26 protein-coding genes are annotated in these 26,708 nt (G+C 71.6%); 13 read left to right on the top strand and 13 right to left on the bottom strand.

Annotated elements, in window-relative coordinates; translation table 11 throughout:
* Positions 1–203: 203 nt before the first annotated feature.
* From ACFZDK_RS03085 to ACFZDK_RS03095, 3 genes are all read right to left on the bottom strand, one after another.
* Positions 204–1,835 carry a phospho-sugar mutase gene (locus tag ACFZDK_RS03085; RefSeq protein ID WP_390969166.1) on the bottom strand — a complete coding sequence of 544 codons (1,632 nt, stop codon included), beginning with the start codon at positions 1,833–1,835 and terminating at the stop codon, positions 204–206.
* A gap of 248 nt (positions 1,836–2,083) precedes the next feature.
* Positions 2,084–2,908: a purine-nucleoside phosphorylase gene (locus ACFZDK_RS03090; RefSeq protein ID WP_390969168.1), complete on the bottom strand. Its 825-nt coding sequence runs from the start codon at positions 2,906–2,908 to the stop codon at positions 2,084–2,086.
* A 136-nt stretch (positions 2,909–3,044) separates the two neighbouring features.
* On the bottom strand, positions 3,045–3,485 hold the full coding sequence (locus ACFZDK_RS03095) for a gamma-glutamylcyclotransferase (protein WP_390969170.1): 441 nt from the start codon (positions 3,483–3,485) through the stop codon (positions 3,045–3,047).
* A gap of 96 nt (positions 3,486–3,581) precedes the next feature.
* Between ACFZDK_RS03095 and ACFZDK_RS03100 the strand changes: the two genes are divergently transcribed.
* Positions 3,582–5,030 (top strand): NAD(P)H-quinone dehydrogenase, encoded by a 1,449-nt coding sequence (locus tag ACFZDK_RS03100; RefSeq protein ID WP_390969172.1) that lies wholly within the window; start codon positions 3,582–3,584, stop codon positions 5,028–5,030.
* Between the two features lie 166 nt (positions 5,031–5,196).
* Positions 5,197–6,162 carry a DeoR/GlpR family DNA-binding transcription regulator gene (locus tag ACFZDK_RS03105; protein ID WP_365694779.1) on the top strand — a complete coding sequence of 322 codons (966 nt, stop codon included), beginning with the start codon at positions 5,197–5,199 and terminating at the stop codon, positions 6,160–6,162.
* Positions 6,163–6,175: 13 nt separating this feature from the next.
* Here the strand turns inward: ACFZDK_RS03105 and ACFZDK_RS03110 are convergent, their stop codons facing one another.
* Together ACFZDK_RS03110 and ACFZDK_RS03115 are read right to left on the bottom strand one after the other, a co-directional pair.
* Positions 6,176–6,712, bottom strand: coding sequence for a TetR family transcriptional regulator (locus ACFZDK_RS03110; RefSeq protein WP_390969174.1), 537 nt, complete (start codon positions 6,710–6,712; stop codon positions 6,176–6,178).
* 74 nt (positions 6,713–6,786) lie between these two features.
* Positions 6,787–8,559, bottom strand: coding sequence for a biotin carboxylase N-terminal domain-containing protein (locus ACFZDK_RS03115; RefSeq protein ID WP_390969176.1), 1,773 nt, complete (start codon positions 8,557–8,559; stop codon positions 6,787–6,789).
* A gap of 374 nt (positions 8,560–8,933) precedes the next feature.
* Here ACFZDK_RS03115 and ACFZDK_RS03120 point away from each other — a divergent pair, with 374 nt between their 5' ends.
* Positions 8,934–9,503, top strand: a complete 570-nt coding sequence (locus ACFZDK_RS03120) for a hypothetical protein (protein ID WP_390969178.1) — start codon at positions 8,934–8,936, stop codon at positions 9,501–9,503.
* Here ACFZDK_RS03120 and ACFZDK_RS03125 read toward each other — a convergent pair.
* The 4 genes from ACFZDK_RS03125 to ACFZDK_RS03140 all read right to left on the bottom strand — a co-directional run bounded on the left by ACFZDK_RS03125 (position 9,475) and on the right by ACFZDK_RS03140 (position 12,197).
* Positions 9,475–10,077, bottom strand: coding sequence for a Maf family nucleotide pyrophosphatase (locus ACFZDK_RS03125; protein WP_390969180.1), 603 nt, complete (start codon positions 10,075–10,077; stop codon positions 9,475–9,477). The two genes, ACFZDK_RS03120 and ACFZDK_RS03125, sit on opposite strands and share 29 nt — an antisense overlap.
* A 37-nt stretch (positions 10,078–10,114) precedes the next feature.
* A complete protein-coding gene (mmpB, locus tag ACFZDK_RS03130) occupies positions 10,115–10,243 on the bottom strand; it encodes a morphogenic membrane protein MmpB (RefSeq protein ID WP_355728804.1) in 129 nt (42 codons plus the stop codon).
* Positions 10,244–10,382: 139 nt separating this feature from the next.
* The gene (locus tag ACFZDK_RS03135) at positions 10,383–10,592 is read right to left on the bottom strand and encodes an acyl-CoA carboxylase epsilon subunit (RefSeq protein WP_390969183.1); all 210 of its coding nucleotides are present in this window, start codon (positions 10,590–10,592) and stop codon (positions 10,383–10,385) included.
* Between the two features lie 9 nt (positions 10,593–10,601).
* Positions 10,602–12,197 (bottom strand): carboxyl transferase domain-containing protein, encoded by a 1,596-nt coding sequence (locus ACFZDK_RS03140; protein WP_390969185.1) that lies wholly within the window; start codon positions 12,195–12,197, stop codon positions 10,602–10,604.
* A gap of 110 nt (positions 12,198–12,307) precedes the next feature.
* Here ACFZDK_RS03140 and ACFZDK_RS03145 point away from each other — a divergent pair, with 110 nt between their 5' ends.
* Both ACFZDK_RS03145 and ACFZDK_RS03150 read left to right on the top strand, forming a co-directional pair.
* Positions 12,308–13,186: a biotin--[acetyl-CoA-carboxylase] ligase gene (locus ACFZDK_RS03145; RefSeq protein ID WP_390969187.1), complete on the top strand. Its 879-nt coding sequence runs from the start codon at positions 12,308–12,310 to the stop codon at positions 13,184–13,186.
* Between the two features lie 203 nt (positions 13,187–13,389).
* Positions 13,390–14,496, top strand: a complete 1,107-nt coding sequence (locus tag ACFZDK_RS03150; protein ID WP_390969189.1) for an adenylate/guanylate cyclase domain-containing protein — start codon at positions 13,390–13,392, stop codon at positions 14,494–14,496.
* 22 nt (positions 14,497–14,518) lie between these two features.
* On the opposite strand, the gene ACFZDK_RS03155 is transcribed toward ACFZDK_RS03150, so the two are convergent.
* Positions 14,519–15,058 (bottom strand): hypothetical protein, encoded by a 540-nt coding sequence (locus tag ACFZDK_RS03155; RefSeq protein WP_390969191.1) that lies wholly within the window; start codon positions 15,056–15,058, stop codon positions 14,519–14,521.
* 233 nt (positions 15,059–15,291) lie between these two features.
* On the opposite strand from ACFZDK_RS03155, the gene ACFZDK_RS03160 reads away from it, so the two are divergent.
* The 3 genes from ACFZDK_RS03160 (at position 15,292) to hutH (ending at position 19,012) form a co-directional block, all read left to right on the top strand.
* On the top strand, positions 15,292–16,086 hold the full coding sequence (locus tag ACFZDK_RS03160; RefSeq protein ID WP_390969193.1) for an enoyl-CoA hydratase-related protein: 795 nt from the start codon (positions 15,292–15,294) through the stop codon (positions 16,084–16,086).
* Between the two features lie 154 nt (positions 16,087–16,240).
* Positions 16,241–17,386, top strand: coding sequence for a diguanylate cyclase domain-containing protein (locus tag ACFZDK_RS03165; protein ID WP_390969195.1), 1,146 nt, complete (start codon positions 16,241–16,243; stop codon positions 17,384–17,386).
* An 87-nt stretch (positions 17,387–17,473) separates the two neighbouring features.
* Entirely contained in the window at positions 17,474–19,012 is a 1,539-nt protein-coding gene (hutH, locus tag ACFZDK_RS03170) for a histidine ammonia-lyase (RefSeq protein ID WP_390970081.1), read from the top strand.
* A gap of 87 nt (positions 19,013–19,099) precedes the next feature.
* Here the strand turns inward: hutH and ACFZDK_RS03175 are convergent, their stop codons facing one another.
* Both ACFZDK_RS03175 and ACFZDK_RS03180 read right to left on the bottom strand, forming a co-directional pair.
* The gene (locus tag ACFZDK_RS03175) at positions 19,100–19,879 is read right to left on the bottom strand and encodes a hypothetical protein (protein WP_390969198.1); all 780 of its coding nucleotides are present in this window, start codon (positions 19,877–19,879) and stop codon (positions 19,100–19,102) included.
* 41 nt (positions 19,880–19,920) lie between these two features.
* Complete coding sequence (locus ACFZDK_RS03180) at positions 19,921–20,238, bottom strand: LAETG motif-containing sortase-dependent surface protein (RefSeq protein WP_390969200.1); 318 nt, start codon at positions 20,236–20,238, stop codon at positions 19,921–19,923.
* 109 nt (positions 20,239–20,347) lie between these two features.
* Between ACFZDK_RS03180 and ACFZDK_RS03185 the strand changes: the two genes are divergently transcribed.
* Complete coding sequence (locus tag ACFZDK_RS03185) at positions 20,348–20,695, top strand: hypothetical protein (protein ID WP_390969202.1); 348 nt, start codon at positions 20,348–20,350, stop codon at positions 20,693–20,695.
* A 223-nt stretch (positions 20,696–20,918) separates the two neighbouring features.
* Complete coding sequence (locus tag ACFZDK_RS03190; protein WP_390969204.1) at positions 20,919–22,163, top strand: Ig-like domain-containing protein; 1,245 nt, start codon at positions 20,919–20,921, stop codon at positions 22,161–22,163.
* 33 nt (positions 22,164–22,196) lie between these two features.
* Here the strand turns inward: ACFZDK_RS03190 and ACFZDK_RS03195 are convergent, their stop codons facing one another.
* Positions 22,197–22,823, bottom strand: coding sequence for an ABATE domain-containing protein (locus tag ACFZDK_RS03195; RefSeq protein WP_390969206.1), 627 nt, complete (start codon positions 22,821–22,823; stop codon positions 22,197–22,199).
* 126 nt (positions 22,824–22,949) lie between these two features.
* On the opposite strand from ACFZDK_RS03195, the gene ACFZDK_RS03200 reads away from it, so the two are divergent.
* From ACFZDK_RS03200 to ACFZDK_RS03210, 3 genes are all read left to right on the top strand, one after another.
* Positions 22,950–24,236, top strand: a complete 1,287-nt coding sequence (locus ACFZDK_RS03200) for an MFS transporter (protein WP_390969208.1) — start codon at positions 22,950–22,952, stop codon at positions 24,234–24,236.
* Between the two features lie 164 nt (positions 24,237–24,400).
* Positions 24,401–25,873, top strand: a complete 1,473-nt coding sequence (locus tag ACFZDK_RS03205) for an ABC transporter permease (protein WP_390969210.1) — start codon at positions 24,401–24,403, stop codon at positions 25,871–25,873.
* 150 nt (positions 25,874–26,023) lie between these two features.
* Complete coding sequence (locus ACFZDK_RS03210; protein ID WP_390969212.1) at positions 26,024–26,707, top strand: ATP-binding cassette domain-containing protein; 684 nt, start codon at positions 26,024–26,026, stop codon at positions 26,705–26,707.
* The last annotated feature ends 1 nt before the right edge of the window (position 26,708 follow it).

A 26,708-nucleotide genomic window follows, 5' to 3' on the forward strand; every position in this document is an offset into this window, starting at 1 on the left:
ACGACGGCTGCGGCGGGCGGTACCGGTTCGCGGTACCGGATCACCGTTCCCCGGGAGCCGGGGCGGGGTGCGGTGGGTGGGGCGGTCGCCGCCGTGAAATCACCCGTAGGGGTGCCCCTGGGCGGAGGGGCACCCCTACGGGGGCGGGGGATGGGGGGAGGGTGGTGGGGTGGGGTGGGGTGGGGTGGGGTGGGGGTGTCCTGTCAGATGCCCGCTGCCGTGGACAGGTCGTGCTTGATCGCCGCGAGGAGGGCGGTGGCCTGCTCGCGGGCCTTGGGCAGGGCGTCGTGGTCGGTCACGGGGACGACCACTTCCAGGTAGCACTTCAGCTTGGGCTCGGTGCCGCTGGGGCGGACGATGACCCGGGCGCCGGTGAGGGTGTAGCGGAGGCCGTCGGTGGGGGGCAGGGTGGCCGTGCCCTGGGTGAGATCCTCGGCCTTGGTGACGGGGAGGCCCGCGAGTTCGGCGGGAGGCTGCTCGCGGAGGCGGCGCATGGCGGCCGCGATGAGGGAGAGATCCTGGACGCGGACCGAGAGCTGGTCGGTGGCGTGCAGGCCGTGCTCGACGGCGAGGTCGTCGAGGAGGTCGAGGAGGGTGCGACCCTCTTCCTTGAGGACCGAGGCCAGTTCGGTGATCAGGAGGGCCGCGGTGATGCCGTCCTTGTCGCGGACGCCTTCGGGGTCGACGCAGTAGCCGAGGGCCTCCTCGTAGCCGTAGCGCAGGCCGTCGACGCGGGCGATCCACTTGAAGCCGGTGAGGGTCTCCTCGTAGGGGAGACCCGCCTTCTCGGCGATCCGGCCGAGGAGGGAGGAGGAGACGATCGACTCGGCGAACACGCCGGTCGCGCCGCGGCGGACCAGGTGGGCGGCGAGGAGGGAGCCGACCTCGTCGCCGCGGAGCATGCGCCATGCGCCGTCCTGCTTGACGGCGGCGGCGCAGCGGTCGGCGTCGGGGTCGTTGGCGATGATCAGGTCGGGGTCGGTCTCGCGGGCCTTCGCGAAGGAGAGGTCCATCGCGCCGGGCTCTTCCGGGTTGGGGAAGGCGACGGTGGGGAAGTCCGGGTCCGGGTCGGCCTGTTCGGCGACGAGGGCGGGGGCGGGGAAGCCGGCGCGGGCGAAGGCGGCGAGGAGGGTGTCCTTGCCGACGCCGTGCATGGCCGTGTAGACGGTGCGGGCGGTGCGGGGGGAGCCGGGGGACAGGACGGCGTCCGTGCGGGCCAGGTAGGCCTCCAGGACGGCGTCGTCGAGGGTTTCCCAGCCGGACTCCGGGCGGGGGACGTCGTGGAGGCTTGCGATCGCCTGGATCTCGGCGGCGATCTCGGCGTCGGCGGGGGGCACGATCTGGGAGCCGTCGCCGAGGTAGACCTTGTAGCCGTTGTCGCGGGGCGGGTTGTGGCTGGCGGTGACCTCCACGCCCGCGACCGCGCCCAGGTGCCGTATGGCGAACGCCAGGACCGGGGTGGGGAGGGGGCGGGGGAGGACGGCGGCGCGGAGGCCGGCGCCGGTCATGACCGCGGCGGTGTCGCGGGCGAAGTCGGCGGACTTGTGGCGGGCGTCGTAGCCGATCACGACGAGGCCGGTGCCCTGGCCCTGGTTCCTGAGGTAGGCGGCGAGACCGGCCGCGGCGCGGATGACGACGGCGCGGTTCATGCGCATCGGGCCGGCGCCGAGTTCGCCGCGGAGACCGGCGGTGCCGAACTGGAGGGTGCCGCTGAAGCGGGCCGACAGTTCGGTGAGGTCGGCGGCCTCGATGAGCTTGGCCAGCTCGTCGCGGGTGTCCGGGTCGGGGTCCTCGGCGAGCCAGGTCCTGGCCCGGGCGATGAGATCGTCTTGCACGGTCGGGTCTCCAGGTCTCGTGTGGATGCCTGCGGCGCCTGCGCGGCTTCGGTGGGGGTGTGCGTAGCGCCTACGGGTGGTGGTGGGTCGGGGCCGGGGGGGGGGGTGTCCGTCCTCGGACCGGCGATGACGCATCTCGGATCGTGAACGACGACGAACGTCGGCCGCTGCGGGCGGACACCCCCCACCCCGTCCCCTTCCCGCCGCGTGCGTCCGCGCCCCGTCAGTGGCACCCCCTACGGCGTCCCTCAGATCCTGCCCAGTACCTGCGCGAGGAGCGATCCCATGCGTGCCGCCGAGTCGCGGCCCGCCTGGAGGACCTCCTCGTGGTTGAGGGGCTCGCCCGTCATGCCCGCGGCGAGGTTCGTGACGAGGGAGATGCCCAGGACCTCGGCGCCCGCCTCGCGCGCGGCGATCGCCTCGAGGACCGTCGACATGCCCACCAGGTCCGCGCCGATCACGCGGGCCATGCGGATCTCGGCCGGGGTCTCGTAGTGCGGGCCGGGGAACTGGGCGTAGACGCCCTCTTCGAGGGAGGGGTCGATCTCCTTGCACAGGGCCCGCAGGCGGGGGGAGTAGAGATCGGTGAGGTCGACGAAGTTGGCGCCGACGATGGGGGAGGTCGCCGTCAGGTTGATGTGATCGCTGATCAGGACCGGCTGGCCGGGGCGCATGCCCTCGCGGAGGCCGCCGCAGCCGTTGGTGAGGACGATCGTCTTGCAGCCGGCGGCCACGGCGGTGCGCACTCCGTGTGCGACGGCGGCGACGCCCCGGCCCTCGTAGTAGTGCGTGCGGCCGAGGAAGACCAGCGCGCGCTTGTCACCGATGGTGTACGAGCGGATCGTGCCGCCGTGCCCCTCGACGGCCGGCGGCGGGAAGCCGGGCAGCTCGGTGACCTGGAACTCGGCGTCGGCAGCGCCCAGGGCGTCGACGGCCGGAGCCCAGCCGGAGCCCATCACGAGGGCGACGTCGTGGGTCTCGGCGCCCGTGAGCTCGCGCAGGCGAGCGGCGGCCGCGTCGGCGGCGGCGTGGGGGTCGCCCTGGATGTCGTCCGGAAGAAGAGATGCGTTCACGCGGATGAGAGTAGCCGGTCTGGGCCTACGCGCGTAGATGACGGAGCTCACGGGATGGCGATCGTTGTCTTGTCGTTTCCAACGAGTGGTGTGACGCGGGTGACCTTTGTGGCGGCTGTGGGGGGTCTGTGCGCCTTCAGCAGGGGCGCTTGCGGAGCTCCATCACGTAGTCGTGGGGGGCGCCGGCCGACTCCGCCGCGTCGGCGATCTCGCCGAGGTAGCGGGCCGAGGGGAGGCCGCCCTCGTAGCCGTCGAGGACGTAGAGCCAGGCGGTCTCCTGGCCCTCCAGGGTGTGGACCCGGACCCGTGCGCGGCGGTAGATGCCCAGGCCGACGCCCTCCCAGCGGTCCAGGGACTCCTCGTCCATCGGGGCGATGTCGTAGAGACCGACGAAGACCTGGGACATCGGGTCCTCGACGATCGTCGCCAGCGCGCCTTCCCAGCCCATGTGCTCGCCGCCGAAGGTCAGCCGCCATCCGTTCAGCCAGCCGGTGGCGCGCAGGGGGGAGTGCGGGGCGCGGCGGGACATCAGCCGTGCGTCGAGATTGCCGGCGTACGCGGCGTAGAGCGACGACATGGGGAGAGGGTACGGCAGCCGTCCCACGGGTCACTCCCGTCCCGGGGAGCGCCGGGTGGCGCCCCCGGGCAGTAGCACCTTGAAGCGTGCGGGACAATGGAGTACGTGACTCGGATCGTGATCATCGGTGGCGGACCCGGCGGCTATGAAGCGGCGCTGGTGGCCGCGCAGCTCGGCGCGGAGGTGACCGTCGTCGACTGCGACGGTCTGGGCGGAGCGTCGGTGCTGACCGACTGCGTGCCGTCGAAGACCCTTATCGCTACGGCCGAGGTCATGACGACCTTCGATTCGTCGTACGAGGAATTGGGGATCATCGTCGCCGATGACACTCCGCCGCTGGAGCAGGCCGCTCGGGTGGTGGGGGTCGATCTGGGGAAGGTCAACCGGCGTGTGAAGCGGCTCGCGCTGGCGCAGTCGCACGACATCACGGCCTCGGTGACGCGTGCCGGTGCGCGGGTCATGCGGGGGCGGGGGCGGCTGGAGGGCATGCAGGCCCTGGACGGGTCGCGGAAGGTCGTCGTCAGCGCGGCGGACGGGAGTGAGGAGACTCTTGTCGCGGACGCGGTGCTCATCGCCACCGGTGGGCATCCGCGGGAGGTGCCCGACGCCCTGCCCGACGGCGAGCGGATCCTGAACTGGACGCAGGTGTACGACCTGACCGAGCTGCCCGAGGAACTCATCGTGGTCGGGTCCGGTGTGACGGGTGCCGAGTTCGCCGGTGCCTATCAGGCGCTGGGGTCGAAGGTCACGCTGGTGTCGTCGCGGGACCGCGTGCTGCCCGGTGAGGACCCGGACGCGGCCGCTGTGCTGGAGGACGTCTTCCGGCGGCGTGGGATGAATGTGATGGCCCGGTCGCGTGCGGCTGCCGCCAAGCGGGTGGGGGACCGGGTCGAGGTCACGCTCGCGGACGGGCGGGTCATCAGCGGTACGCACTGCCTGATGGCGGTCGGTGCCATTCCGAACAGCGCGGGGCTGGGGCTGGAGGAGGCGGGCGTCAAGCTGCGCGACTCCGGGCACATCTGGACCGACAAGGTGAGCCGGACGAGCGCGCCGGGTGTGTATGCGGCTGGTGACGTGACCGGGGTCTTCGCTCTCGCGTCGGTGGCGGCGATGCAGGGGCGGATCGCCATGTACCACTTCCTCGGTGACGCGGTGGCGCCGCTGAACCTGAAGACCGTGTCGTCGAACGTGTTCACCGACCCGGAGATCGCGACGGTCGGGTACACGCAGGCGGACGTGGACGCCGGGAAGATCGACGCCCGCGTGGTGAAGCTGCCGCTGCTGCGCAATCCGCGCGCGAAGATGCAGGGCATCCGGGACGGTTTCGTGAAGCTGTTCTGCCGGCCGGGGACGGGGATCGTCGTGGGTGGTGTGGTCGTGTCGCCCCGGGCTTCGGAGCTCATCCATCCGATCTCGATCGCCGTCGACAACAATCTGACGGTCGAACAGATCGCGAACGCGTTCACCGTGTATCCGTCCCTTTCGGGGTCGATCGCGGAGGTCGCACGGCAGTTGCACACCCGGAAGACCGGCAGCGAACTCTGACGGCCGGAACCGACTCCCCGCTGGTCACGGGGAGTTGTCGAGCATGCGTACGGCATAGTCGGATGGACTGGGCTCTATACCACTTCTGACCCTGCTGTGCGAACAACTTCTGCTATTCGGCGCAAACTGCTGAAAGCAGACGGTCGTTGGGGTTACTGTCAGTTTCGTGTTCGCTGCAGAACGTCGCCAATTGATCCTCGAAATGGTGCGAGCGAACGGGGCCGTGTCGCTCCGTGAGCTCGCCCGCGTCGTCCAGACCTCAGAAGTGACCGTACGGCGGGACGTGCGCGCACTGGAGGCAGAAGGACTCCTCGACCGCCGGCACGGCGGTGCGGTACTGCCGGGCGGGTTCACGCGGGAGTCCGGCTTTCCGCAAAAATCTCATCTCGCGACCGCCGAGAAGACGGCCATCGCCGATCTCGCCGCGGGCCTCGTCGAAGAGGGCGAGGCCATCGTGGTTGGGGCGGGGACCACCACCCAGGAACTCGCGCGCCGGCTGGCGAGGGTTCCCGGACTCACCGTCGTCACCAACTCGCTGTTGGTGGCGCAGGCGCTGGCCCACGCCAACCGGGTCGAGGTCGTGATGACCGGCGGGACGCTCCGCGGGTCCAACTACGCCCTCGTGGGCTCCGGCGCGGAGCAGTCCCTGCAGGGGCTGCGCGTGTCGAAGGCCTTCCTGTCGGGCAGTGGCCTGACCGCCGAGCGGGGGCTCTCCACGTCCAACATGCTGTCCGCCTCGGTGGACAGGGCGCTGGTGCAGGCCGCCGCGGAGGTGGTCGTCCTCGCCGACCACACCAAGCTCGGTACGGACACGATGTTCCAGACCGTGCCCACCGATGTCATCACCCGGCTGGTCACGGACGAGCCGCCGGCTCATGACGACCGTGCCGCCACCGAGCTTCAGGCCCTCGCCGACCAGGGGGTGCAGATCGCCGTGGCCGGGGCGTCCGGAAACCCGGGGGGTGATCAGGTCCCGACGCGCCAGCAACAGCATCAACAGCGTCGGGACGTGTCCCTTCCGGGACCGCGGCGGGGCCAGGTGCCGGGGAACGGGCTGCGTTCGGCCTCGGTGCTGGGAGAGCCGCCGACGGGGGCCGAGCGGGCGCGGGTCGCCGATCTCCGGCGGCGGTGAGGGCGCGCGCCCCTCAGGTCAGTCCTCGCAGCGTCAGCTGCAGCAATCTGTCCGCCAGATCCGGGTCTCCGGGTGACTCCTCCACTGCCAGGGCGATGGCGTGGGTGAGTCGGAGCAGATCACCGATCCGTACGTCCTGTCGTACCGCCCCCGCCTCCTGAGCGCGGGTCAGCAGAGCCGCACCCGCCTCCGTCATCGGGGTGCCGCAGCGGGACAGGGCCGAGTCCGAGTCCGCCGATATCAGGGCCTTCGACAGGCCCCGGTACTCGGCCGCGTGGGTGACCACCTCGCGCAGCCAGGTCAACAGGGCCTGGCAGGGGTGGGAAGCCGACTGCAACTCCCGTGCCCGGTCCAGGAGTTCGTTCACCGCGCCCTCGAAGACCGCGCTCATCAGGGCGTGCCGGTTGGGGAAGTGGCGGTAGAGGGTGCCGATGCCCACGCCCGCCCGGCGGGCCACGTCCTCCAGCGAGGCGTCGGTGCCGTGTTCGGCGAACACGGTGCGGGCCTCGGCGAGCAGCCGGTCGTGGTTGCGGCGGGCGTCGGCGCGCATGGGCCGTTCCAGAGAACTCGGCGCCCGGCGAACGGTCGGATGCCGTTCGCCGGGCGATGCGGTTCGGGGCGTCGTCAGTCCTTGATCTCGCAGATCACGGCGCCGGAGGTGAGGGAGGCGCCGACCTCGGCGGCGAGGCCCTTGACGGTGCCGGCCTTGTGCGCGTTGAGCGGCTGTTCCATCTTCATCGCCTCGAGTACGACGATCAGGTCGCCCTCCTTGACCTCCTGGCCCTCCTCGACGGCGACCTTGACGATCGTGCCCTGCATGGGCGAGGCGAGGGTGTCGCCGGAGGCGACCGGGCCGGACTTCTTGGCGGCGCGGCGCTTCGGCTTGGCGCCGGCGGCCAGACCGGTGCGGGCCAGGGTCATGCCCAGGGACGCGGGGAGGGAGACCTCCAGGCGCTTGCCGCCGACCTCGACGACGACCGTCTCCCGGCCGTTGTCCTCCTCGGCCTCGGCGTCGGCCGGGGCGGCGAAGGGCTTGATCTCGTTGACGAACTCGGTCTCGATCCAGCGGGTGTGGACCGTGAACGGGTCCTCGGAGCCGGTGAGCTCGGGTGCGAACGCCGGGTCCCTCACCACCGTGCGGTGGAAGGGGAGGGCGGTGGCCATGCCCTCGACCTGGAACTCGTCCAGCGCGCGGGCGGCCCGCTGCAGGGCCTCGGCGCGGGTGCGGCCGGTGACGATCAGCTTGGCCAGGAGGGAGTCCCAGGCGGGGCCGATGACCGAACCGGACTCCACACCCGCGTCCAGACGGACACCGGGGCCCGAGGGCGGGTCGAAGCGGGTGACCGTGCCGGGGGCGGGCAGGAAGCCCCGGCCGGGGTCCTCGCCGTTGATCCGGAACTCGAAGGAGTGGCCACGCAGGGCCGGGTCGTCGTAGCCGAGTGGTTCGCCGTCGGCGATCCGGAACATCTCCCGCACCAGGTCGATGCCCGCGACCTCCTCGGTCACCGGGTGCTCGACCTGCAGACGGGTGTTGACCTCCAGGAAGGAGATCGTGCCGTCCTGCCCGACCAGGAACTCACACGTGCCCGCACCCTCGTACGCGGCCTCCTTCAGGATGGCCTTGGAGGCCCGGTACAGCTCGTCCACCTGCGCGTCGGACAGGAACGGCGCGGGCGCCTCCTCGACCAGCTTCTGGTGGCGGCGCTGCAGGGAGCAGTCGCGCGTGGAGACGACGACCACGTTGCCGTGCTTGTCGGCCAGGCACTGGGTCTCCACGTGCCGCGGGCGGTCCAGGTAGCGCTCGACGAAGCACTCGCCGCGCCCGAACGCGGCCACCGCCTCACGCACCGCCGACTCATACAGCTCGGGAACCTCCTCGAGGGTACGGGCGACCTTCAGGCCGCGTCCGCCACCGCCGAAGGCGGCCTTGATGGCGATCGGCAGACCGTGCTGCTCGGCGAACGCGACGACCTCGTCGGCGCCGGAGACCGGGTCGGGGGTGCCGGCGACCAGCGGGGCACCGGCGCGCTGGGCGATGTGACGGGCCGCCACCTTGTCGCCGAGGTCGCGGATGGCCTGCGGCGGCGGGCCGATCCAGGTCAGGCCCGCGTCCAGGACGGCCTGGGCGAACTCGGCGTTCTCCGAGAGGAAGCCGTAGCCCGGGTGGACCGCGTCCGCCCCCGCCTCACGCGCCGCGTTCAGGACCTTGTCGATGTCCAGGTAACTGGTGGCCGGGGTGTCACCGCCCAGGGCGAACGCCTCATCCGCGGCGCGGACATGCAGAGCGTCACGGTCCGGATCCGCATAGACGGCCACGCTCGCGAGACCGGCGTCCCGGCAGGCCCGGGCCACGCGGACAGCGATTTCGCCACGGTTGGCGATGAGCACCTTGCGCACGATTGAGGCTCCCTCCTTGAAACAAGCCGAGTTTAGGGACTGCCGACACGGCACTTCGACCCGTCCCCAATGGTGAGCTTGCCCACACGGAGCGTGATGCGAGGCTCGCCCGACCCGCGAAAGCCCTTGTCGCACCGAGTACGCAGGACTCCTTCGGAAAACCCTAGCCCCGCGATGTGCTCAAGGTCTCTGTGAGAGCGTGCCGCGCCCCACAGCGTTTCTTTGTCGAGTCCCTACGAATGGCCCAACGAATCTTTGCTGCCGCCCGAACCCTTGTCCCCCGGTTTACCCGTTAGTAGCGTTCGCGCTGTCTTGAACGAACTTCAGGTAACACCGGCTCGCAGCGGGTCGGGGACGAAAGTGGGTGGGGACCGGTGGTGCGCAGACCGGTGGCGTGGGTCGTGGCTGTCGTACTCCTCGCCGAGGCGCTCGGGATCGCGGCACTCAACTGGTTCATGGGGGTGGTCGTCGACCGGCAGAACATGTCGATGGCCGGCCTGGACCCGGACAAGATGTCGATGTCCGCGAAGATCGGCGGCGTGGTCTTCGGCCTCTACTTCGCGCTGTGCGCCCTGGTGGCCCTGCTGGTCGCCATCCGCAACCGCGCGCCCGCCGGCCTCGGCCGGGTCCTGCTGATCAGCGTTGCGGTCGTCCACGGCCTGCTGGGCGCGGTGGCCTGGGGCCTGGTCGGCTGGAAGGCCTTCCTGTACATGGTGGTCGTCCTCGCGCTCGTCGTGCTGCTGTTGATGACGTACGACCGTGAGAACGGGGCGGTGGCGGCCGCTGGGGGCGACGCGGGCGGGGGTGACGCCGGTGGGGGTGCGGACGCCTCGGGCTCGGGCTCGGAGGACGGCGGCCCGGCATCGGCACCAGAGCCGGAGCCGGTGACGAAGGACGTGCCGCCCGCCGCTCCGGTCACTCCGCCGGCGCCCACAACTCCGTGATGCCGATGCCCAGGTCGGCCAGCAGCCGGCGGACCAGGGGCAGGCTGATGCCGATCACGTTGCCGTGGTCGCCGTCGATGCCGTCGATGAAGGGCGCGCTGCGGCCGTCCAGCGTGAACGCCCCCGCCACGTAGAGGGGTTCGCCCGAGGCGACGTACGCGGCGATCTCCTCGTCGGAGGGTTCGCCGAACCGGACGACGGTGGACGCGGTCGCCGACACGTACCGCTTGGCCGTCGTGTCCCAGACGCAGTGCCCGGTCTGCAGGGTGCCCGCGCGGCCCCGCATCGACTTCCAGCGGGCGGTCGCCTCCTCGGCGTCCGCCGGCTTGCCGAGGGCCTGGCCGTCGATGTCGAGCACGGAGTCGCAGCCGATGACGATCGCGCCCTGGACGTCCGGACGCGCGGCGACGACGGAGGCCTTGGCCTCGGCGAGGGCGAGGGCCAGGTCGGCCGGGGTGGGGGCGGTGACGGCGTCCTCGTCGACGCCGCTGACGATCACCTCGGGGTCGAGGCCTGCCTGGCGCAGGAGGTTCAGCCGGGCGGGGGACTGGGAGGCGAGGACGAGTCTGCGCATGGCGCCAGCGTATCGGTGGGGGCCGGCAGGGGGGTTCTCACCTCACGCCGAGCACGATCATCGCCAGCAGCATGGCCAGGGCCAGGAGGACGCCGAGCCGCCGGAGGGTGTTCTGCATGTCTCGCAGTTCCTTCGGCGGCTCGTCATCAGGGTCCGACCACAGCATGTCACCAGCGTGTGGCCTGGCCGGGGGTGGGCGCCTGAGTAGGGGTACTCAAATCGGTGGACGGGGTTCCTCTTGAGTGCGCCCATGCGGCGGAGTCGCATATTGATACAGCCCCGCGCCCCCAAGAAGGTGGGTTGTCTCAGCTCGGCCAGTAGGTGCGGGTCCATGCGCCGGCGCCCGGGCGCGGTACCCGGTGCTGGGCGATGCGGGAGGGGTCGGACCAGGCGTCCCTTGTTGTCGGGGGGCCGGCAGGGGTGGCCGCCATGGCCGCTGCCCTTGCCCTTACCACCGCGAGTGCGGCGGCCAGCTCCTCCGGGGTCGGGTTGCCCCGTATGACCTTGATCGTCACAGCGGCTCCTTACAGGGGGATGTTGCCGTGCTTCTTCGGCGGGAGGGACTCGCGCTTGGTGCGGAGCTGGCGCAGGCCCTTCACGACGTGGCGGCGGGTGTCGGACGGCATGATGACGGCGTCGACGTAGCCGCGCTCGGCCGCCGTGTAGGGGTTGAGGAGGGTGTCCTCGTACTCCTGGATCAGGCGGGCACGGACGGCCTCGGCGTTCTCGCCGTTCGCCTCCGCCTCGGCGATCGTGCGGCGGTGCAGGATGTTGACGGCGCCCTGGGCGCCCATGACGGCGATCTGGGCGGTCGGCCAGGCGAGGTTGAGGTCGGCGCCCAGGTGCTTGGAGCCCATGACGTCGTAGGCGCCACCGAAGGCCTTGCGGGTGATGACGGTGATCAGGGGGACGGTGGCCTCGGCGTAGGCGTAGATGAGCTTGGCGCCGCGGCGGATGATGCCGTCGTGCTCCTGGTCGACGCCGGGCAGGAAGCCCGGGACGTCGACGAAGGTGAGGACGGGGACGTTGAAGGCGTCGCAGGTGCGGACGAAGCGGGCCGCCTTCTCGCTCGCCTTGATGTCCAGGCAGCCGGCGAACTGCATCGGCTGGTTGGCGACGATGCCCACCGGGTGGCCCTCGACGCGGCCGAAGCCGGTGACGATGTTCGGGGCGAACAGGGACTGCGTCTCGAAGAACTCGGCGTCGTCGAGGACGTGTTCGATCACCGTGTGGATGTCGTACGGCTGGTTCGCGCTGTCCGGGACCAGGGTGTCCAGCTCCAGGTCCTCGGCGGTGACCGCGAGGTCGGCCTCCTCGGGGAAGACCGGGGCCTCGGAGAGGTTGTTGGACGGCAGGTAGGACAGCAGCTGCTTGATGTACTCCACGGCGTCCTTCTCGTCGCCCGCCATGTGGTGGGCCACGCCGGAGACCGAGTTGTGGGTGCGGGCGCCGCCGAGCTCCTCGAAGCCGACGTCCTCGCCGGTGACGGTCTTGATGACGTCCGGTCCGGTGATGAACATGTGGGACGTCTGGTCGACCATGACCGTGAAGTCGGTGATGGCGGGGGAGTAGACCGCGCCGCCGGCACAGGGCCCGACGACCAGGCTGATCTGCGGGATCACGCCGGAGGCATGGGTGTTGCGGCGGAAGATCTCGCCGTAGGCGCCGAGGGAGGCGACGCCTTCCTGGATGCGCGCGCCGCCGGAGTCGTTGATGCCGATGACCGGGCATCCGGTCTTCAGGGCGAAGTCCATCACCTTGACGATCTTCTGGCCGTAGACCTCGCCGAGGGCGCCGCCGAAGACGGTGAAGTCCTGGGAGAAGACGGCGACGGGTCGGCCGTCGACGGTCCCGTACCCGGTGACGACGCCGTCCCCGTAGGGGCGGTTCTTCTCCAGGCCGAAGTTGCTGGAGCGGTGCTGGGCGAACTCGTCCAACTCCACGAAGGAGTCCTCGTCGAGGAGCAGCTCGATCCGCTCACGGGCCGTCAGTTTGCCCTTGGCGTGCTGCTTTTCGACGGCGCGCTCCGAACCGGCGTGTGTCGCCTCGTGGACACGACGCTGGAGATCCGCGAGCTTCCCCGCGGTCGTGTGAATGTCGATCTCTTCCGGCTCGGACATCGGGATGCGGCTCCCTGCCTGCTCAAAAGGGGGGACGGTTACTCATTCGTAGAGTAGTGGCGTGCCTACCAAACGGCGGTGCGGCGTACACCACACCTAGGGTGGCTTGCATGACGCCGCGAGATGCAGCAGACGAGAACAACCATCGCTGGTCCGACCTGGACCGTCCACCGCTCAACGGTGCCGGGCTGCGCCGGGCCCTGGTGCGGGACGGCGGGCACGAGGGCCTCTACTGCGACGTCGAGGTCGTGCAGCGCACCGGCTCCACCAACTCCGACCTCGTGGCGCGGGCGCTCGCGGGCGGCGCGGACGAGGGGGCGGTGCTGGTCGCCGAGGAGCAGACGGCGGGGCGCGGCCGCCTGGACCGGCAGTGGACGGCGCCGGCCCGCTCGGGCCTGTTCTTCTCGGTGCTGCTCAAGCCGGCCGAGGTGCCGGTGGCCCGGTGGGGGTGGCTGCCGCTGCTGACCGGGGTGGCGGTGGCGACGGGGCTGGCGCGGGCGGCGGGCGTCGACACGGCACTCAAGTGGCCGAACGATCTCCTGGTCACCGTGGGTGACGAGGAACGCAAGACCGGGGGCATCCTCGCGGAGCGGGCCGGCGAGGACGGTGTGGTGGTCGGCGTCGGCATCAACGTCTCGCTCCGCGCCGAGGAACTGCCGGTCCCGCAGGCCGGGTCGCTGGCCCTGGCCGGCGCGGTCAGCACCGACCGGGAGACCCTGCTGCGAGCCGTCCTGCGCTCCCTGGAGGACTGGTACGGGCGCTGGCGCGCGGCGGGCGGCGACCCGGCCGCCAGCGGGCTCCAGGAGGCGTACGCGGCGGGCTGCGCGACCCTGGGACGAACGGTCCGCGCGGAGCTCCCCGGCGACCGGTCGCTCGTCGGCGAGGCGGTGGCGATCGACGGCGACGGAAGGCTGGTGATCGCGACGGGGCAGGGTGTCCAGGAACCTGTGGGGGCGGGAGACATCGTGCACCTGCGGAGCGCCCCGTAAGGGGAGTGCCCCGTGAGGGGCGCGGGGCTGTATGCACGTGCGGCTCCGCCGCGTGGGCGCGACCAGCCCCACTCACCCGCACCCCGAAACTCGACCCCCACCACCCCAATGTCGGCTTACCTCACGAAGTGAGCTACCGCACAGCTGCCGTAGAGTTGAGGCCGGTCGGTATGCGACCGCGGTAGATCGGAAGGGCAGCAGGCGTGACCGTCGACGACACGGGCTCCGGCGAGGGCGCGGACGCCGCCGACTCCGGCGAGGACCCGCTCGCGCTGCGCCTCGAAGGCCTGATCCTCGGGGCCGACCGCCGCTACACCCCTTTCCAGGCCGCCCGCAGCGCCGGCGTGTCGATGGAGCTGGCGTCGAGGTTCTGGCGGGCGATGGGCTTCGCCGACATCGGGCAGGCCAAGGCGCTGACCGAGGCCGACGTCCTGGCGCTGCGCCGGCTCGCCGGTCTCGTCGAGGCGGGCCTGCTCAGCGAGGCCATGGCCGTGCAGGTGGCACGGTCGACCGGGCAGACCACCGCCCGTCTGGCGGAGTGGCAGATGGATTCCTTCCTGGAGGGCCTGACCGAACCGCCCGAGCCGGGCATGACCCGTACCGAGGTCACGTACCCGATCGTCGAACTGCTGCTGCCCGAACTGGAGGAGTTCCTCGTCTACGTCTGGCGCCGCCAGCTCGCCGCCTCGGCCGGCCGGGTCGTGCAGGCCACCGACGACGAGGAGATGGTCGACCGCCGGCTGGCCGTCGGCTTCGCCGACCTCGTCGGGTTCACACGGCTGACCCGCCGGATGGAGGAGGAGGAGCTCGGCGAGCTGGTCGAGGCCTTCGAGACCACCGCCGCCGACCTGGTCGCGGCCCGCGGCGGCCGGCTCATCAAGACCCTGGGCGACGAGGTCCTCTACGCCGCCGACGACGCCGGTATCGCCGCCGACATCGCGCTGCGCCTCGTCGAGACCATGGCGAACGACGAGACCATGCCGGAGCTCCGCGTCGGCATGGCCTTCGGCACGGTGACCACCCGAATGGGCGATGTCTTCGGTACGACGGTGAACCTCGCCTCCCGGCTGACCTCCATAGCCCCCCGGGACGCCGTCCTGGTCGACTCCGCCTTCGCCGAGGAGCTGATCCGCAGCGGTGAGGCGCCCGCCTCGGAGGCGGAGGCCGCCGAGGCCGCGGCCGCCGCCGAGAAGGAGGGCGAGGAACCCCCGACGTACCGCTTCGCCCTCCAGCCGATGTGGCAGCGCCCGGTCCGCGGCCTGGGCGTCGTCGAGCCCTGGCTCCTCACTCGCCGCGACGGCGAGTCGTAGCCGGCCCGGGCCGCCCCGGGCCCTAGCCGCGGCCGGACTGCGGCAGCGGGTTCACACACAGGCCGACGATCGGCAGGCAGACGCCGTCGTCGGGCTGCTGTGTGCTCGGGGCCGGGGCCGGGGCCGTAGTGGGGGTGGCCGCCGGGGTGGTGGCGGCCGGTGCCGGTGGCGGGCTCGTCGGGCGGGCCGGGCCCGTCGGGATGGTGGTCGGGACCGTGGTCGCGCCGGGCAGGGCGGTCGGGGAGGCCGTCGGTGACGGTGCGGTGCGGGGCGCGGCCGTCGGGGTGGGGCTCTCGCCGTCCATGAGGGTGCTCGCCGAGGGCGGGGCCGTGGGGGCCGCGCCGAGGGTCGCCGCCGTGTTCACCGGGCGGTCCGTCGCGTGCGCGGTCGGATCGAGCCGGGGCTCGGCCTCCGCCGTGCCCGGCACCCCGACGCCGCCGCCCTCCGGGGTCATCCGTACGAGGCTCAGCACACCGGCGGCCAGCGCCAGCCCTCCGGCGGCGAGCACCACCTTGCGCGGCCGGGGCTTGCGATGGCGTCCCCGGCGACCGACTGCGGACATTCCTGTCATGACGCTTCCCTCCCCGCATCTTCGCTCCCGTTGCGCGCCCCCGATGCGCCGTGGCGAGCGCACGTTATGCGCTGCTGTGGGGCCTGCGCCGGGAGTCTCCCGGGATGTCACCCGAACGAGGGGGCACGGGACCGGTCGGCGCCCCTTTCCCCGGGGCCGCCCCGGCTGCGATGATCGGGGAGTTAACAAGCGTTAACTCGTGGGTGCGTCGAGCGGAGGGTGACATGAGCGAGGAGCGGTACGGGGAGTTCGTGCTGGTACGGCGGCACGGTCACGTCGCGGAGCTCGTACTGGACCGGCCCAAGGCCATGAACGCGGTGTCGATGGCGATGGCCCGCTCGGTCATCGCCGCGTGCACCGCGCTCGGCGCCGACCGGGACGCGCGCGTGGTGGTGGTGACGTCCTCGCACGAGCGGGCGTTCTGCGTCGGCGCCGACCTCAAGGAACGCAACGGGATGACCGACGCGGAGCTGCTCCGGTCCCGGCCGCTGTCGCGCGGGACGTACACCGGTGTCCTGGAGCTGCCCATGCCGACGATCGCCGCCGTGCACGGCTACGCGCTCGGCGGCGGCTTCGAACTGGCCCTGTCCTGCGATGTGATCGTGGCCGACGACACGTCCGTGGTGGGCCTGCCCGAGGTGTCCGTGGGGGTGATCCCGGGCGGCGGCGGCACGCAGCTGCTGCCCCGCCGCGTCGGCGCGGCCCGCGCGGCCGAGCTGATCTTCTCGGCGCGCCGGGTGGAGGCCGCCGAGGCGCACGAGCTGGGCCTGGTCGACCAGCTGGTGGAAGCGGGCCGCGACCGCGAGGAGGCGCTGGCGCTGGCGGCGCGGATGGCCGCGAACTCCCCGGTGGGCCTGCGAGCGGCGAAGCGGGCCCTGCGACTCGGGCACGGACTGGACCTGCGCACCGGCCTGGAGGTCGAGGACGCGGCCTGGCGGGCGGTCGCGTTCTCGGGCGACCGCGCGGAGGGCGTCGCGGCCTTCAACGAGAAGCGGAGCCCGGAGTGGCCGGGGGAGTGAGGCGCCCCGAAGGGACGCGGGGCTGCAGTCGACATGCGGCTACCGCCGCGTGGGCGCGACCGGCCCCCACCGGCCCGCAGCCGACCCTGCTGCCGCAACACCTGTTCGCCGCACCAATGCCCCGAATCACTCAAACCATCCCTAACCTGGAGTAATGGGTGATGACAACCGGCTCGCCGCCGTAGTGACGCTGGCGCAGGGCATGGCCGCCGCTCACACCCCACGTGAGTGCTGGCACGCCGCCGCGGCCGGTGCCTGCCGCGCACTCGACGGCAGCTTCGCCGCGCTCTCCGTCTGGGAGCGCGAGCTCGGCCGGCTCCGGGTCCTGGTGAACGTCGGCGAGCGCGCCCCGGGCGAGGAGGAGTTCCCGGAGGCCGAGGCCTATCCGGTGCACCAGTTCCCGGAGATCACCGAGTTCCTGCACGAACGCTGGGCGGGCGGCGGCGGTCCCAACGCCTGGGTCGAGACGGCCGAGGGCCCCGCCGCCGGCCGCCCCGGCTACTCGCACCAGCGGGTCGCCGCCCTGCGCCGCCGGGGCCGCGGCTGCTGCCTGGTCGCCCCGATCGTGCTGCACGGCAGGGCCTGGGGCGAGCTGTACGTGGCGCGCGCCGTCCACGCCCCCGTCTTCGGCCGCGGCGACGCCGACTTCGCCACCGTGCTCGCCTCCGTCGTCGCCGCCGGGATCGCGCAGACCGAGCAGTTGGAGGAGGCCCGCCGGCTCGCGTACACCGACGCGCTGACCGGGCTCGCCAACCGCCGCGCGGTCGACGTCCGTCTCGACGAGGCGGTCGAACGGCACCGTGCCGAAGGGGCCGTGGTCAGTCTGGTGGTCTGTGACCTCAACGGGCTGAAGAAGGTGAACGACAGTCAGGGGCACGCCGTCGGCGACCGTCTCCTGGAGCGGTTCGGCTCGGTGCTGTCCCTGTGCGGGGCGATGCTCCCGGGCGCGCTCGCGGCGCGGCTCGGCGGGGATGAGTTCTGTCTGCTGGCGGTCGGCCCGCCGGCCGACGACGTGGTCAAGGCGGCCGGCGAACTCTGCCGCCGGGCCGGGGAGCTGGAGCTCGGCGAGGGGGTCGCCTGCGGGGTCGCCTCGACCGCGGACCCGATCGGGCCGGTGCGCTCCGCCCGCCGTCTGTTCCGGCTCGCGGACGCGGCCCAGTACCAAGCGAAGGCGCTGCGCGCGGACCGGCCGGTGGTGGCGGGCCGGGAGGGCCCGGACGATCCGGTCGTACGGCTGGCCGACGCGCCTCCGCCGGAGCGGGCCGAGCGGCGGAGCTTCCGTGGGCGCCGGGGGCTGTGACGTAGAAGTCATGGAGAAGTAAGGGGCAACCCGGTACCCCACTAGTGACAGCGACTGCATTCAGTGCGTACGCTCCTGAATATGGATATGCACACTGTGGTGGTGGGGACGTCCGGTGTCACCGCGTCCGACGTTCTCGCCGTGGCGCGCGGCGGCGCCCGGATCGAGCTGTCCGCGGAGGCGGTCGCGGCGCTCGCGGCGGCCCGCGAGATCGTGGACGCGCTGGCGGCCAAGCCGGAACCGGTCTACGGCGTCAGCACCGGCTTCGGCGCCCTCGCGACCCGGCACATCAGCCAGGAGCTGCGGGCCCAGCTGCAGCGCAACATCGTCCGCTCGCACGCCGCCGGCATGGGGCCGCGGGTCGAGCGCGAGGTCGTACGGGCCCTGATGTTCCTGCGGCTGAAGACCGTCTGCTCCGGACACACCGGTGTGCGTCCCGAGGTCGCCCAGACCATGGCCGACGTGCTGAACGCCGGGATCACCCCGGTCGTCCACGAGTACGGCTCCCTGGGCTGCTCCGGCGACCTGGCCCCGCTGTCGCACTGCGCCCTGACGCTCTTGGGCGAGGGGGAGGCCGAGGGCCCGGACGGGGTCGTACGGCCGGCGGGCGAGTTGCTCGCCGAGCACGGGATCGCGCCCGTCGAGCTGCGCGAGAAGGAGGGGCTGGCGCTCCTCAACGGCACCGACGGCATGCTCGGCATGCTGGTGATGGCCCTCGCCGACCTGGACATGCTGTACAAGTCCGCCGACGTCACCGCCGCGTTGAGCCTGGAGGCGCTGCTCGGCACGGACAAGGTGCTCGCGCCCGAGCTGCACGCCATCCGCCCGCACCCGGGGCAGGGCGACAGCGCCGCCAACATGCTCGCCGTGCTCAAGGGCTCCCAGCTCACCGGGCACCACCAGGACGACGCGCCGCGCGTCCAGGACGCGTACTCGGTGCGGTGCGCTCCGCAGGTCGCCGGGGCCGGGCGGGACACGCTCGCGCACGCCCGGCTGGTCGCCGAGCGGGAGCTGGCCTCCGCCGTCGACAACCCCGTGGTGCTGCCCGACGGGCGGGTCGAGTCCAACGGCAACTTCCATGGTGCGCCGGTCGCCTACGTCCTCGACTTCCTCGCCATCGCGGCGGCCGACCTCGGGTCCATCGCCGAGCGGCGCACCGACCGGCTGCTGGACAAGAACCGCAGCCACGGGCTGCCGCCGTTCCTCGCGGACGACGCGGGCGTCGACTCCGGGCTGATGATCGCCCAGTACACGCAGGCGGCGCTGGTCAGCGAGATGAAGCGGCTCGCCGTTCCGGCGTCGGCCGACTCGATCCCCTCCTCGGCGATGCAGGAGGACCACGTGTCCATGGGGTGGTCGGCCGCGCGCAAGTTGCGGACCGCCGTGGGCAATCTGGCGCGGATCGTCGCGGTCGAGCTGTACGCGGCGACCCGGGCGATCGAGCTGCGGGAGGGGCTGACGCCGGCACCGGCCTCCCAGGCCGTCATCGAGGCGGCGCGCTCCGCGGGGGTGCGGGGGGCTGGCCCCGACCGGTACCTGGCGCCGGACCTTGCCGCGGCGGAGGAGTTCGTGCGGGGCGGCGGCCTTGTGGCGGCGGTGGAGACGGTCACCGGGCCGTTGCGGTAGTTCGTCGGGCGCGGGGGAGCGTGGGGGCCGGTCGCGCCCCCGCGGCGGCAGCCGCACATCGATACAGCCCCGCGCCCCTACGGGCGCTCAGCCCAGCTTCGCCGACTGTGCCCTGATCACTGCCGTCGGCACGGTGTACGTCTTCCCGGCCATCATCGCCCCGATGTTCATCGTGAAGTACGTGGCGATCGTGTTGCCGTGGCGGACCACCTCGGCGTGCAGGGGGGCCTTGTCGCCGTCCATGTCGGTGATCGCGGTGAAGGCCACGGAGTCGTCGCCCTCGCCCGACGGCTTCACGGAGGTCACCTTGGTGACCTTCTGTTCGTCGCCGGAGGCGCCGCCGGTGAAGCCGGCCGCGCAGGATTCGACCGCTGTGGAGAGGGCCTTGAGGGCCTGTTCGGCGCCGTCTCCGTCGTACGACGACAGGTCGAGGGACGTGATGTCCAGGTTCATCGAGTCCTTGAGGGAGGACTCGAACGTGCCGTCGGCCAGGTCGTCGAGGGAGGTCGCGTCGTCGGTCGGGTCCTTCTTGTCCTCGCGTACCGTGCGGCCGATCTCCGTGGCCGGGGCGGCCGGGGCGAGGCCGGTGAGGACGTAGGCGAGCGGGCGGCACTTCTCGTCGCTGGTCTTGATGGCGCTCCTGCCCGGCGCGGCCTCGCCGACGGCGTTGACCTTGTAGCCGTCCACCTCGCCCTGCGCGAGGATCCGCTGCTTCAGCTGCGCGGTGCTCAGCGCCGGCACCGAGGGGGAGGAGTCCGCGGAGTCCGTGTCCTTCGAACTCCCTTCGGAGCAGCCCGCGATGAGGGCGAGGGACAGCGCGCCGCCGACGGCGAGGGCGCGGATCCGCACGCCCGATGATCTCTTCATGAGAGGACTGTGAGTCCGCGGTCAAAGGACGGTCAAGTTATTTAAAATTCCAGCCGTTCCCGGCGGACCGAATAGACCACGAAGCCCGCGCCGACGGCGAGGAAAAGGGTGCCGCCGACGACGTACGGGGTGGTGTCCGGGCTGCCGGTGTCGGCGAGTCGGGTGGCGTCCCCGGTCGCCTCGGTGGTGGCCTCGGACAGCGCCTTGGCCTGCTGGGTGACCGTGGTCGCCGTACCCTCCGACGTGCCGGTTCTCGCCGTGGCGTCCTGGGACGCGTTGGCGGACGGGACGAACCACAGCGCGCACAGCAGCGTGCCTGCGGCGGTGGCGGTCAGCAACGGGCGGCGAGCGGATGACACGGAATATCGATCCCCTTGTGGCGCTGGCGAATTGGCCGTGTGAGGTGATGTTAGTGAAAGTCGCGGGTCACGGGAAAGTCACGGGAGGTTTCAGTCGTACGCTCCGGGCATGAGCACTCCAGAGACATCACGTTTTGTGCGGCTTCGGGTGGAGCTGGTCGTCGAGGTGGAGGACGTCGACGCGGTCACCAAGGCCGCGCTGCTGCGGATCGCCGACGACCCCGACCTGCCGGGCGAGGAGCGGGCCCATGCCGAGGCCGCTGTGACGGAAGACACCGCCGAGGCCCTCGCCTATCTCGTCGATCCGTTCGACCTGGTCAGCGAGGTGCCGGGAGTCGATCTCCAGCAGGCCTCCTGGTCCAGCGAGCGGATTTCCTACGATCCGGATTCGCCGGACTGGGATCTCGACGAGGATGATGGCGACCGCGACGACGAAGAAGAGGTCGGCATCGGCTGAGCGATCCGGGGAACCTGTGGCCCCGGACGGCAACCGCCGTCCGGGGTTTCGTCGTCTCGGAGGGCGCACAGACCGGTCCCTGCCGCACCAGCCGCCCCGGCGGACGTGGTGTGCCCCACAGATCCGAAGAATGTGGAACGGGGCGGCACGGTCCTGGCGTTGAAGGTTTCTGACGGGGACTCCCGGCGTGTTCGCGGACTCGGCAACGATGGAGAAGCGTGTGATGACGGACAGTAAGCGGCGCAAGGGCCTGGTGGCCGCGTCCGCACTGCTCGGCGGTGTACTGGTGCTCACGGCGTGTTCCGGCAGCGACGACAAGGCGTCCGGCAGCGGTGAGACCTCGCAGTCCCAGGCGGACGAGGCCGCGGCCAAGAAGTCCTCCCAGGCGCAGATCACCATCACACCCAAGGACGGCTCCAGCGGCGCGTCCATCAACAACTCCGCCGCGGTCACGGTCAGCAAGGGCACCCTCACCGGTGTCACCATGACCGCCGCCGACGGCAAGACGGTCGCCGGCGCGCTGTCCGCCGACAAGACGAGCTGGAAGCCCTCCGCCCAGCTGGAGCGGTCCACCACCTACAAGGTCGCCGCCGAGGCCAAGGACTCCGCCGGCCTGGTCGCCCACGAGAACGCCTCGTTCACCACGGTCTCGCCGTCCAACAGCTTCATAGGCTATTTCACCCCGGACGACGGCTCCACGGTCGGCGTCGGCATGCCCGTGTCGATCAACTTCGACAAGGCGATCACCAACAAGGCCGCCGTCCAGAAGGCCGTCACCGTCACCTCCAGCAGCGGCCAGGAGGTCGCCTGCCACTGGTTCTCCACCCAGCGCATGGACTGCCGTCCCGAGGACTACTGGAAGGAGAACTCCACCGTCACGCTGAAGCTGGCGCTCGACGGTGTCGAGGGCGCCTCCGGTGTCTACGGCGTGCAGCAGAAGACGGTCACCTTCCACATCGGCCGCAACCAGGTCTCGTACGTCGACGCCAAGACCAAGCAGATGAAGGTCACCCAGGACGGCAAGGTCGTCAAGACCATCCCGATCTCGGCCGGCTCCCCGGAGAACAAGACCTACCAGGGCATCATGGTGATGTCGGAGAAGTACAAGGAGACGCGCATGAACGGCGCGACCGTGGGCTTCACCGACAGCGACGGCAAGGGCGAGTACGACATCAAGGACGTGCCGCACGCCATCCGCCTCACCAGCTCCGGCACCTTCCTGCACGGCAACTACTGGGGCGCCAAGTCCATCTTCGGCGCGGTGAACACCAGTCACGGCTGCGTCGGCCTGTCCGACACCAAGGGCGCCAACGACACCAGCACGCCCGCCTACTGGATGTACACCCACTCGATCGTCGGTGACGTCGTGGTCGTCTCCAACACCGGCGACAAGACCGTCTCCCCCGACAACGGTCTCAACGGCTGGAACATGAACTGGGCCGACTGGAAGGCCGGTTCGGCCGTCTGAGCCCTCCGTCCGCACGCACCTGAGGCGGCCGCCTCACGCGTTCGTGGCCCCGGTCCCGTGCGCCGAGGCGTGCCTGGTGCGCCAGGTGCTCTTCTTGGCCTGGTTGCCGCAGGTCTCCATCGAGCACCAGCGGCGGTTTCCCGGGCGTGAGGTGTCCAGGAACCAGGCGGCGCAGTGGGTTCCCGAACAGGCGCGCACCCGGTCCAGGGCGGGGGAGGTCGCCAGCACGAGCGCGTCGCGCGCGATGTCGGCGAGCACCGCGCCCACCGGATCCGCGGCGGTGTACGTCACGGTGCCGTCCGCGTCGAGCACCGGCACCGGGGGTGCCGCGGCGGCGGCCTCGTTCAGCAGTCTCCGCTCGTCCGCCGGGCAGCCGACGGGTCCGGCGGGCGAGCGGGCCGCCGTCAACAGGGCGTGCACCGCCTCCCGTACCGCCCGCGCCCGGTGGAGCACGTCCTCGGCCGGGGCCGGGACGGCCGTGCCGGCGGGGTAGGGGCCCAGCTGGGCGACCCAGGCGGTCAGGGCCTCGGGGGTGTCCAGTTCCTCGGTGGCGTCCGCCGTGCCGCGCAGCCGGAGCGTGCGCATGAAGTCCAGGCAGATCCGGCCGGCGCCGGTACGGAAGCGGGGGGCCGGGGGCACGGGCACGGGCGCGTCGGGCATGCCAACCACCCTACTGGGGAACCGGTTTTACTGGTACCGTCGGGAACCGGTTAAAGCGGTTCCCGACGCTGTGCCCTTCTTCTCTCTTCTTCTGTCTTCCTCCCCCTTCCTGGCGAGAGGTGTGCCGTGTCCGCCGGACCTTCCTCCACTGCCGCGCCGGCGCCGAGCCGGCGCCTGATCCTGCTGCTCTCCGTCGCCTGCGGTGTCGCGGTGGCCGACATCTACTTCCCGCAGGCGATCAGCCCGCTCATCGCCGACGACCTGCGGGTGTCCCCGGAGTCCGCGGCCGTCGTGGTCACCTGCGCCCAACTCGGCTACGCGGCCGGCATCTTCCTGCTGGTCCCGCTCGGCGACCGGCTGCGCCACCGCGGCCTGGTCACCACCCTGCTCATGGTGACCTGCGCCGGACTCGTCCTCGCGGGCACCGCGACCTCCCTGCCCGTCCTCGCCGTCGCCGGGGCGCTGGTCGGTCTGACCACCGTGGTCCCGCAGATCCTCATCCCGATGGCGGCGGGCCTGACCGCCCCCGAGCGCCGCGGCGCGGTCACCGGCACCCTGCTGTCGGGCCTGATCGGCGGCATCCTGCTGGCCCGCACCTTCTCCGGCACCCTCGGCGAGTGGCTGGGCTGGCGCGCCCCCTACCTGGTGGCCGCCGGCCTGGTGCTCGTCCTCGGCCTGGCGCTGGCCGCCGCGCTCCCGGCCACCACACCGAGCACCGACCAGCCCTACCCGGCCCTCCTGGCGGCCTCGTTGCGCCTGCTGCGCACCGAGCCGCTGCTGCGCCGCTCGGCCCTGTACCAGGTGCTGGTGTTCGCCGCCTTCAGCGCCGCCTGGACGGCCCTCGCCCTGTATCTCACCGGCCCGGCCTACCACTTGGGCACCCCGGTCGTCGGCGTGCTCGCCCTGGTGGGCGCGGCCAGCATGTTCGCCACGCCGATCGCGGGGCGTCGCACCGACCGGCGGGGGCCCGACGCCGTGAACCTGGTGTGCATGGTGGCTGCCGTCGCCGCCGGCGCCCTGCTGCTGACCGGTCGACTCGGCGGTGCCGTCGGCCTGGCCGGGCTGGGCGCGGGCATGCTCCTGCTCGACGTGGCCGTGCAGTGCGGCCAGGTCGCCAACCAGGCCCGTATCCTCGCCCTCCGCCCCGAGGCCCGCGCCCGGCTCAACACCGCCTACATGACCTGTGCGTTCCTCGGCGGCAGCGCCGGCTCCTGGCTGGGCGTGCGCGCGTACTCCGCCTTCGGCTGGAACGGCGTCTGCGGTCTGGTCGTGCTCCTGTCCGGCCTCGCTCTGCTGCGGCACCTGCTGCGAGCCCGGACGGAGGCACCGCCGCGCGCCGGGGCAGGTGCGCCGCGGACGTCCTCCCGGCCGGCTGCCGAGACGACGGACCGGGTGCCGAGACGGACCGGGTGAGCGGCCCAGGCCGGCAACTCCCGCGACCCGCCCGGCTTTCCATACGCCCCGGGCCGGTGCTGACAGCCCGGTATGGGGACTTTCCTGGCCTCCGTACAGCCTTCTCATGCATCTCTTATTTAGGCCTTATCGAGCCATCACGGTGCGTGCCTAGCTTGCGGGGCATGTTCTTCACCTACCTGAGGCGCGAACTGCGCCGCCGCAGAAAGGCGGCTCTCGTCGTCGCCTCCGGCCTTGCGCTGGGCATCGCACTCGTCATCGTGGTCAACTCCGTGTCCAACGGCATGGGGAAGGCACAGGACAAGGTTCTCCAGTCGCTGTACGGCCTGGGTACGGACATGACGGTCACCAAGGCCGCGTCGGCGTCCACGAGCGCGTCCCAGCGGCCCCGCTTCAACTTCGACGCGCAGAACAACGGCTCGTCGAGCACGCAGAGCAGTGACCGCGTCATCGTTCAGGGCTTCACCACCCTCGCCTCCTCCACCGTCACCAAGGTCGGCTCCCAGAAGGGCGTCGCGACCGCGGTCGGCGGGCTGAACCTCAACGTCGTCAAGATCAGCGGCCAGTTCACCCGCGGTCAGTTCCAGCAGAACGGGAACTCCGGCGGCGGCCAGGGCGGACCCGAGGGCGGTGGCAACGGCCAGCCCCAGGGCGAGGTCCAGGGCGGTGGCGCCAACTTCGACGTCAACTCGTACTCCATCTACGGGACCGACGTCTCCCAGACCGGGATCGGCCCGCTGACCTCCTCGAAGATCACCAGCGGCCGTACCTTCAAGACCACCGAGACCGACGCCAAGGTGCTGGTGGCCGACTCGGCGTACGCCAAGGAGAAGAAGTACAAGGTCGGTTCGACCGTCACCGTCAACAAGGTCAAGTTCAAGATCATCGGCATCGCGACGGCCGACAGCGGTGACGCGGCGGCCAACCTGTACATGCCGCTGAAGCAGGCGCAGACGCTCGCCGACGAGAAGAACAAGGTCACCACGATCTACGTCAAGGCGACCGACTCCAAGCAGATCTCCTCGGTCAAGAAGACCATCCAGAGCAACGTCTCGGGTACGACGGTCACCACCTCCGCCGACCTCGCGGACACCGTCTCCGGCTCCCTGTCCACGGCGTCCTCCCTCGCCACCAACGTCGGCAAGTGGCTGTCCATCGCGGTGCTCGTGGCCGCGTTCCTGGTCGCCGGTCTGCTGACCTCCTCGGCGGTCTCCCGCCGGGTCCGCGAGTTCGGCACGCTGAAGGCGCTGGGCTGGAAGTCCGGCCGGGTCACCCGGCAGGTCGTCGGCGAGGCCATGGTCAACGGCCTGGTCGGCGGTGCGCTCGGGATCGCGCTCGGCCTGGCGGGCGCGTACCTCGTCACCGAGATCAGCCCCACCCTGGAGGCCTCCCTCGGCAGCGGCGGCGGTGGCGGCAACGCGGGCGGTGGCGGCTTCGGCGGTGGCGGCGGTGGCTTCGGCGGCCCCGGCCGGCAGGCCGCCAAGACCCTGGAGGTCGCCCTCACGGCTCCGGTCAGCGTCACCACGATCGGAGTGGCGGTGGGCCTGGCCGTGGCCGGCGGCCTGATCGCCGGCGCGTTCGGCGGCTGGCGCGCGTCCCGCCTTCGTCCGGCGGACGCGCTGCGGCGGGTCGAGTAGCGGTTCCCCTGCCGCGCCGGTGGGGGCAACCCCCAGGGGCGCTGGGGGTCCCCCCCGGCCGAAGGCTGGGGGAGGAACTGCGCGACCAGCCCCCACCGGACCCGCGGCCGACAACGCACCGCCCCACCCCGAACCCTCCCAGGAGCCACCATGTACGAACTCAGAAACGTCACCAAGCTCTACTCACGCGGCAAGGACACGATCCGTGCCCTCGACGGCATCGATCTCACCATCGCCGACGGCGACCGCCTGGTCATCCAGGGCCCGACCGGCGGTGGCAAGTCCACCCTCCTGCAGATGCTGGGCGGACTCGACCGCCCCTCCTCCGGCGAAGTCGTGCTCGACGGCACCGACATGGCCAAGCTCTCCGAGGCGAAGCTCACGTCGGTCCGCAGCGAGAGCATCGGCTTCGTCTTCCAGTCGTTCAACCTGATCCCGACGCTCACCGCCCAGGAGAACGTCGAGACCGCCCTCGTCCCGCTCGGCGTCAAGACCAAGGAACGCCGGGAACGCGCCGCCGAGGCGCTGACGTCCGTCGGTCTCGGCGAGCGCCTCGGCCACCTCCCCGGCGAGATGTCCGGCGGCCAGCAGCAGCGCGTCGCCATCGCCCGGGCCCTGGTCAAGCAGCCCAAGGTCCTGCTCGCCGACGAGCCCACCGGCAACCTCGACGAGGGCATGCGCGACGAGATCATGGACGTACTGGAGCGCATGTGGAAGGAGCACGGGCTGACCTTCATCATGGTCACCCACGACTCCGCGATCGCGAAGAAGGCCCCGCGTCTGGCGACCATCCGCAAGGGCAAGATCACCGTCAAGGAGAACGCCGGCGCATAGC

This window comes from Streptomyces sp. NPDC007901, from assembly GCF_042959465.1.
Taxonomy (GTDB): domain Bacteria; phylum Actinomycetota; class Actinomycetes; order Streptomycetales; family Streptomycetaceae; genus Streptomyces.

Coding starts and splice junctions, on each gene's coding strand:
- ACFZDK_RS03095 (WP_390969170.1), bottom strand. CDS start 3,485: ATGTCGTCGCTCTACGCCGCGTACGCCGGCAATCTCGACGCACGGCTG.
- ACFZDK_RS03100 (WP_390969172.1), top strand. CDS start 3,582: ATGGAGTACGTGACTCGGATCGTGATCATCGGTGGCGGACCCGGCGGC.
- ACFZDK_RS03110 (WP_390969174.1), bottom strand. CDS start 6,712: ATGCGCGCCGACGCCCGCCGCAACCACGACCGGCTGCTCGCCGAGGCC.
- ACFZDK_RS03125 (WP_390969180.1), bottom strand. CDS start 10,077: ATGCGCAGACTCGTCCTCGCCTCCCAGTCCCCCGCCCGGCTGAACCTC.
- mmpB (WP_355728804.1), bottom strand. CDS start 10,243: ATGCTGTGGTCGGACCCTGATGACGAGCCGCCGAAGGAACTGCGAGAC.
- ACFZDK_RS03140 (WP_390969185.1), bottom strand. CDS start 12,197: ATGTCCGAGCCGGAAGAGATCGACATTCACACGACCGCGGGGAAGCTC.
- ACFZDK_RS03145 (WP_390969187.1), top strand. CDS start 12,308: ATGACGCCGCGAGATGCAGCAGACGAGAACAACCATCGCTGGTCCGAC.
- ACFZDK_RS03155 (WP_390969191.1), bottom strand. CDS start 15,058: ATGTCCGCAGTCGGTCGCCGGGGACGCCATCGCAAGCCCCGGCCGCGC.
- ACFZDK_RS03160 (WP_390969193.1), top strand. CDS start 15,292: ATGAGCGAGGAGCGGTACGGGGAGTTCGTGCTGGTACGGCGGCACGGT.
- ACFZDK_RS03165 (WP_390969195.1), top strand. CDS start 16,241: ATGGGTGATGACAACCGGCTCGCCGCCGTAGTGACGCTGGCGCAGGGC.
- hutH (WP_390970081.1), top strand. CDS start 17,474: ATGCACACTGTGGTGGTGGGGACGTCCGGTGTCACCGCGTCCGACGTT.
- ACFZDK_RS03175 (WP_390969198.1), bottom strand. CDS start 19,879: ATGAAGAGATCATCGGGCGTGCGGATCCGCGCCCTCGCCGTCGGCGGC.
- ACFZDK_RS03185 (WP_390969202.1), top strand. CDS start 20,348: ATGAGCACTCCAGAGACATCACGTTTTGTGCGGCTTCGGGTGGAGCTG.
- ACFZDK_RS03190 (WP_390969204.1), top strand. CDS start 20,919: ATGACGGACAGTAAGCGGCGCAAGGGCCTGGTGGCCGCGTCCGCACTG.
- ACFZDK_RS03195 (WP_390969206.1), bottom strand. CDS start 22,823: ATGCCCGACGCGCCCGTGCCCGTGCCCCCGGCCCCCCGCTTCCGTACC.
- ACFZDK_RS03205 (WP_390969210.1), top strand. CDS start 24,401: ATGTTCTTCACCTACCTGAGGCGCGAACTGCGCCGCCGCAGAAAGGCG.
- ACFZDK_RS03210 (WP_390969212.1), top strand. CDS start 26,024: ATGTACGAACTCAGAAACGTCACCAAGCTCTACTCACGCGGCAAGGAC.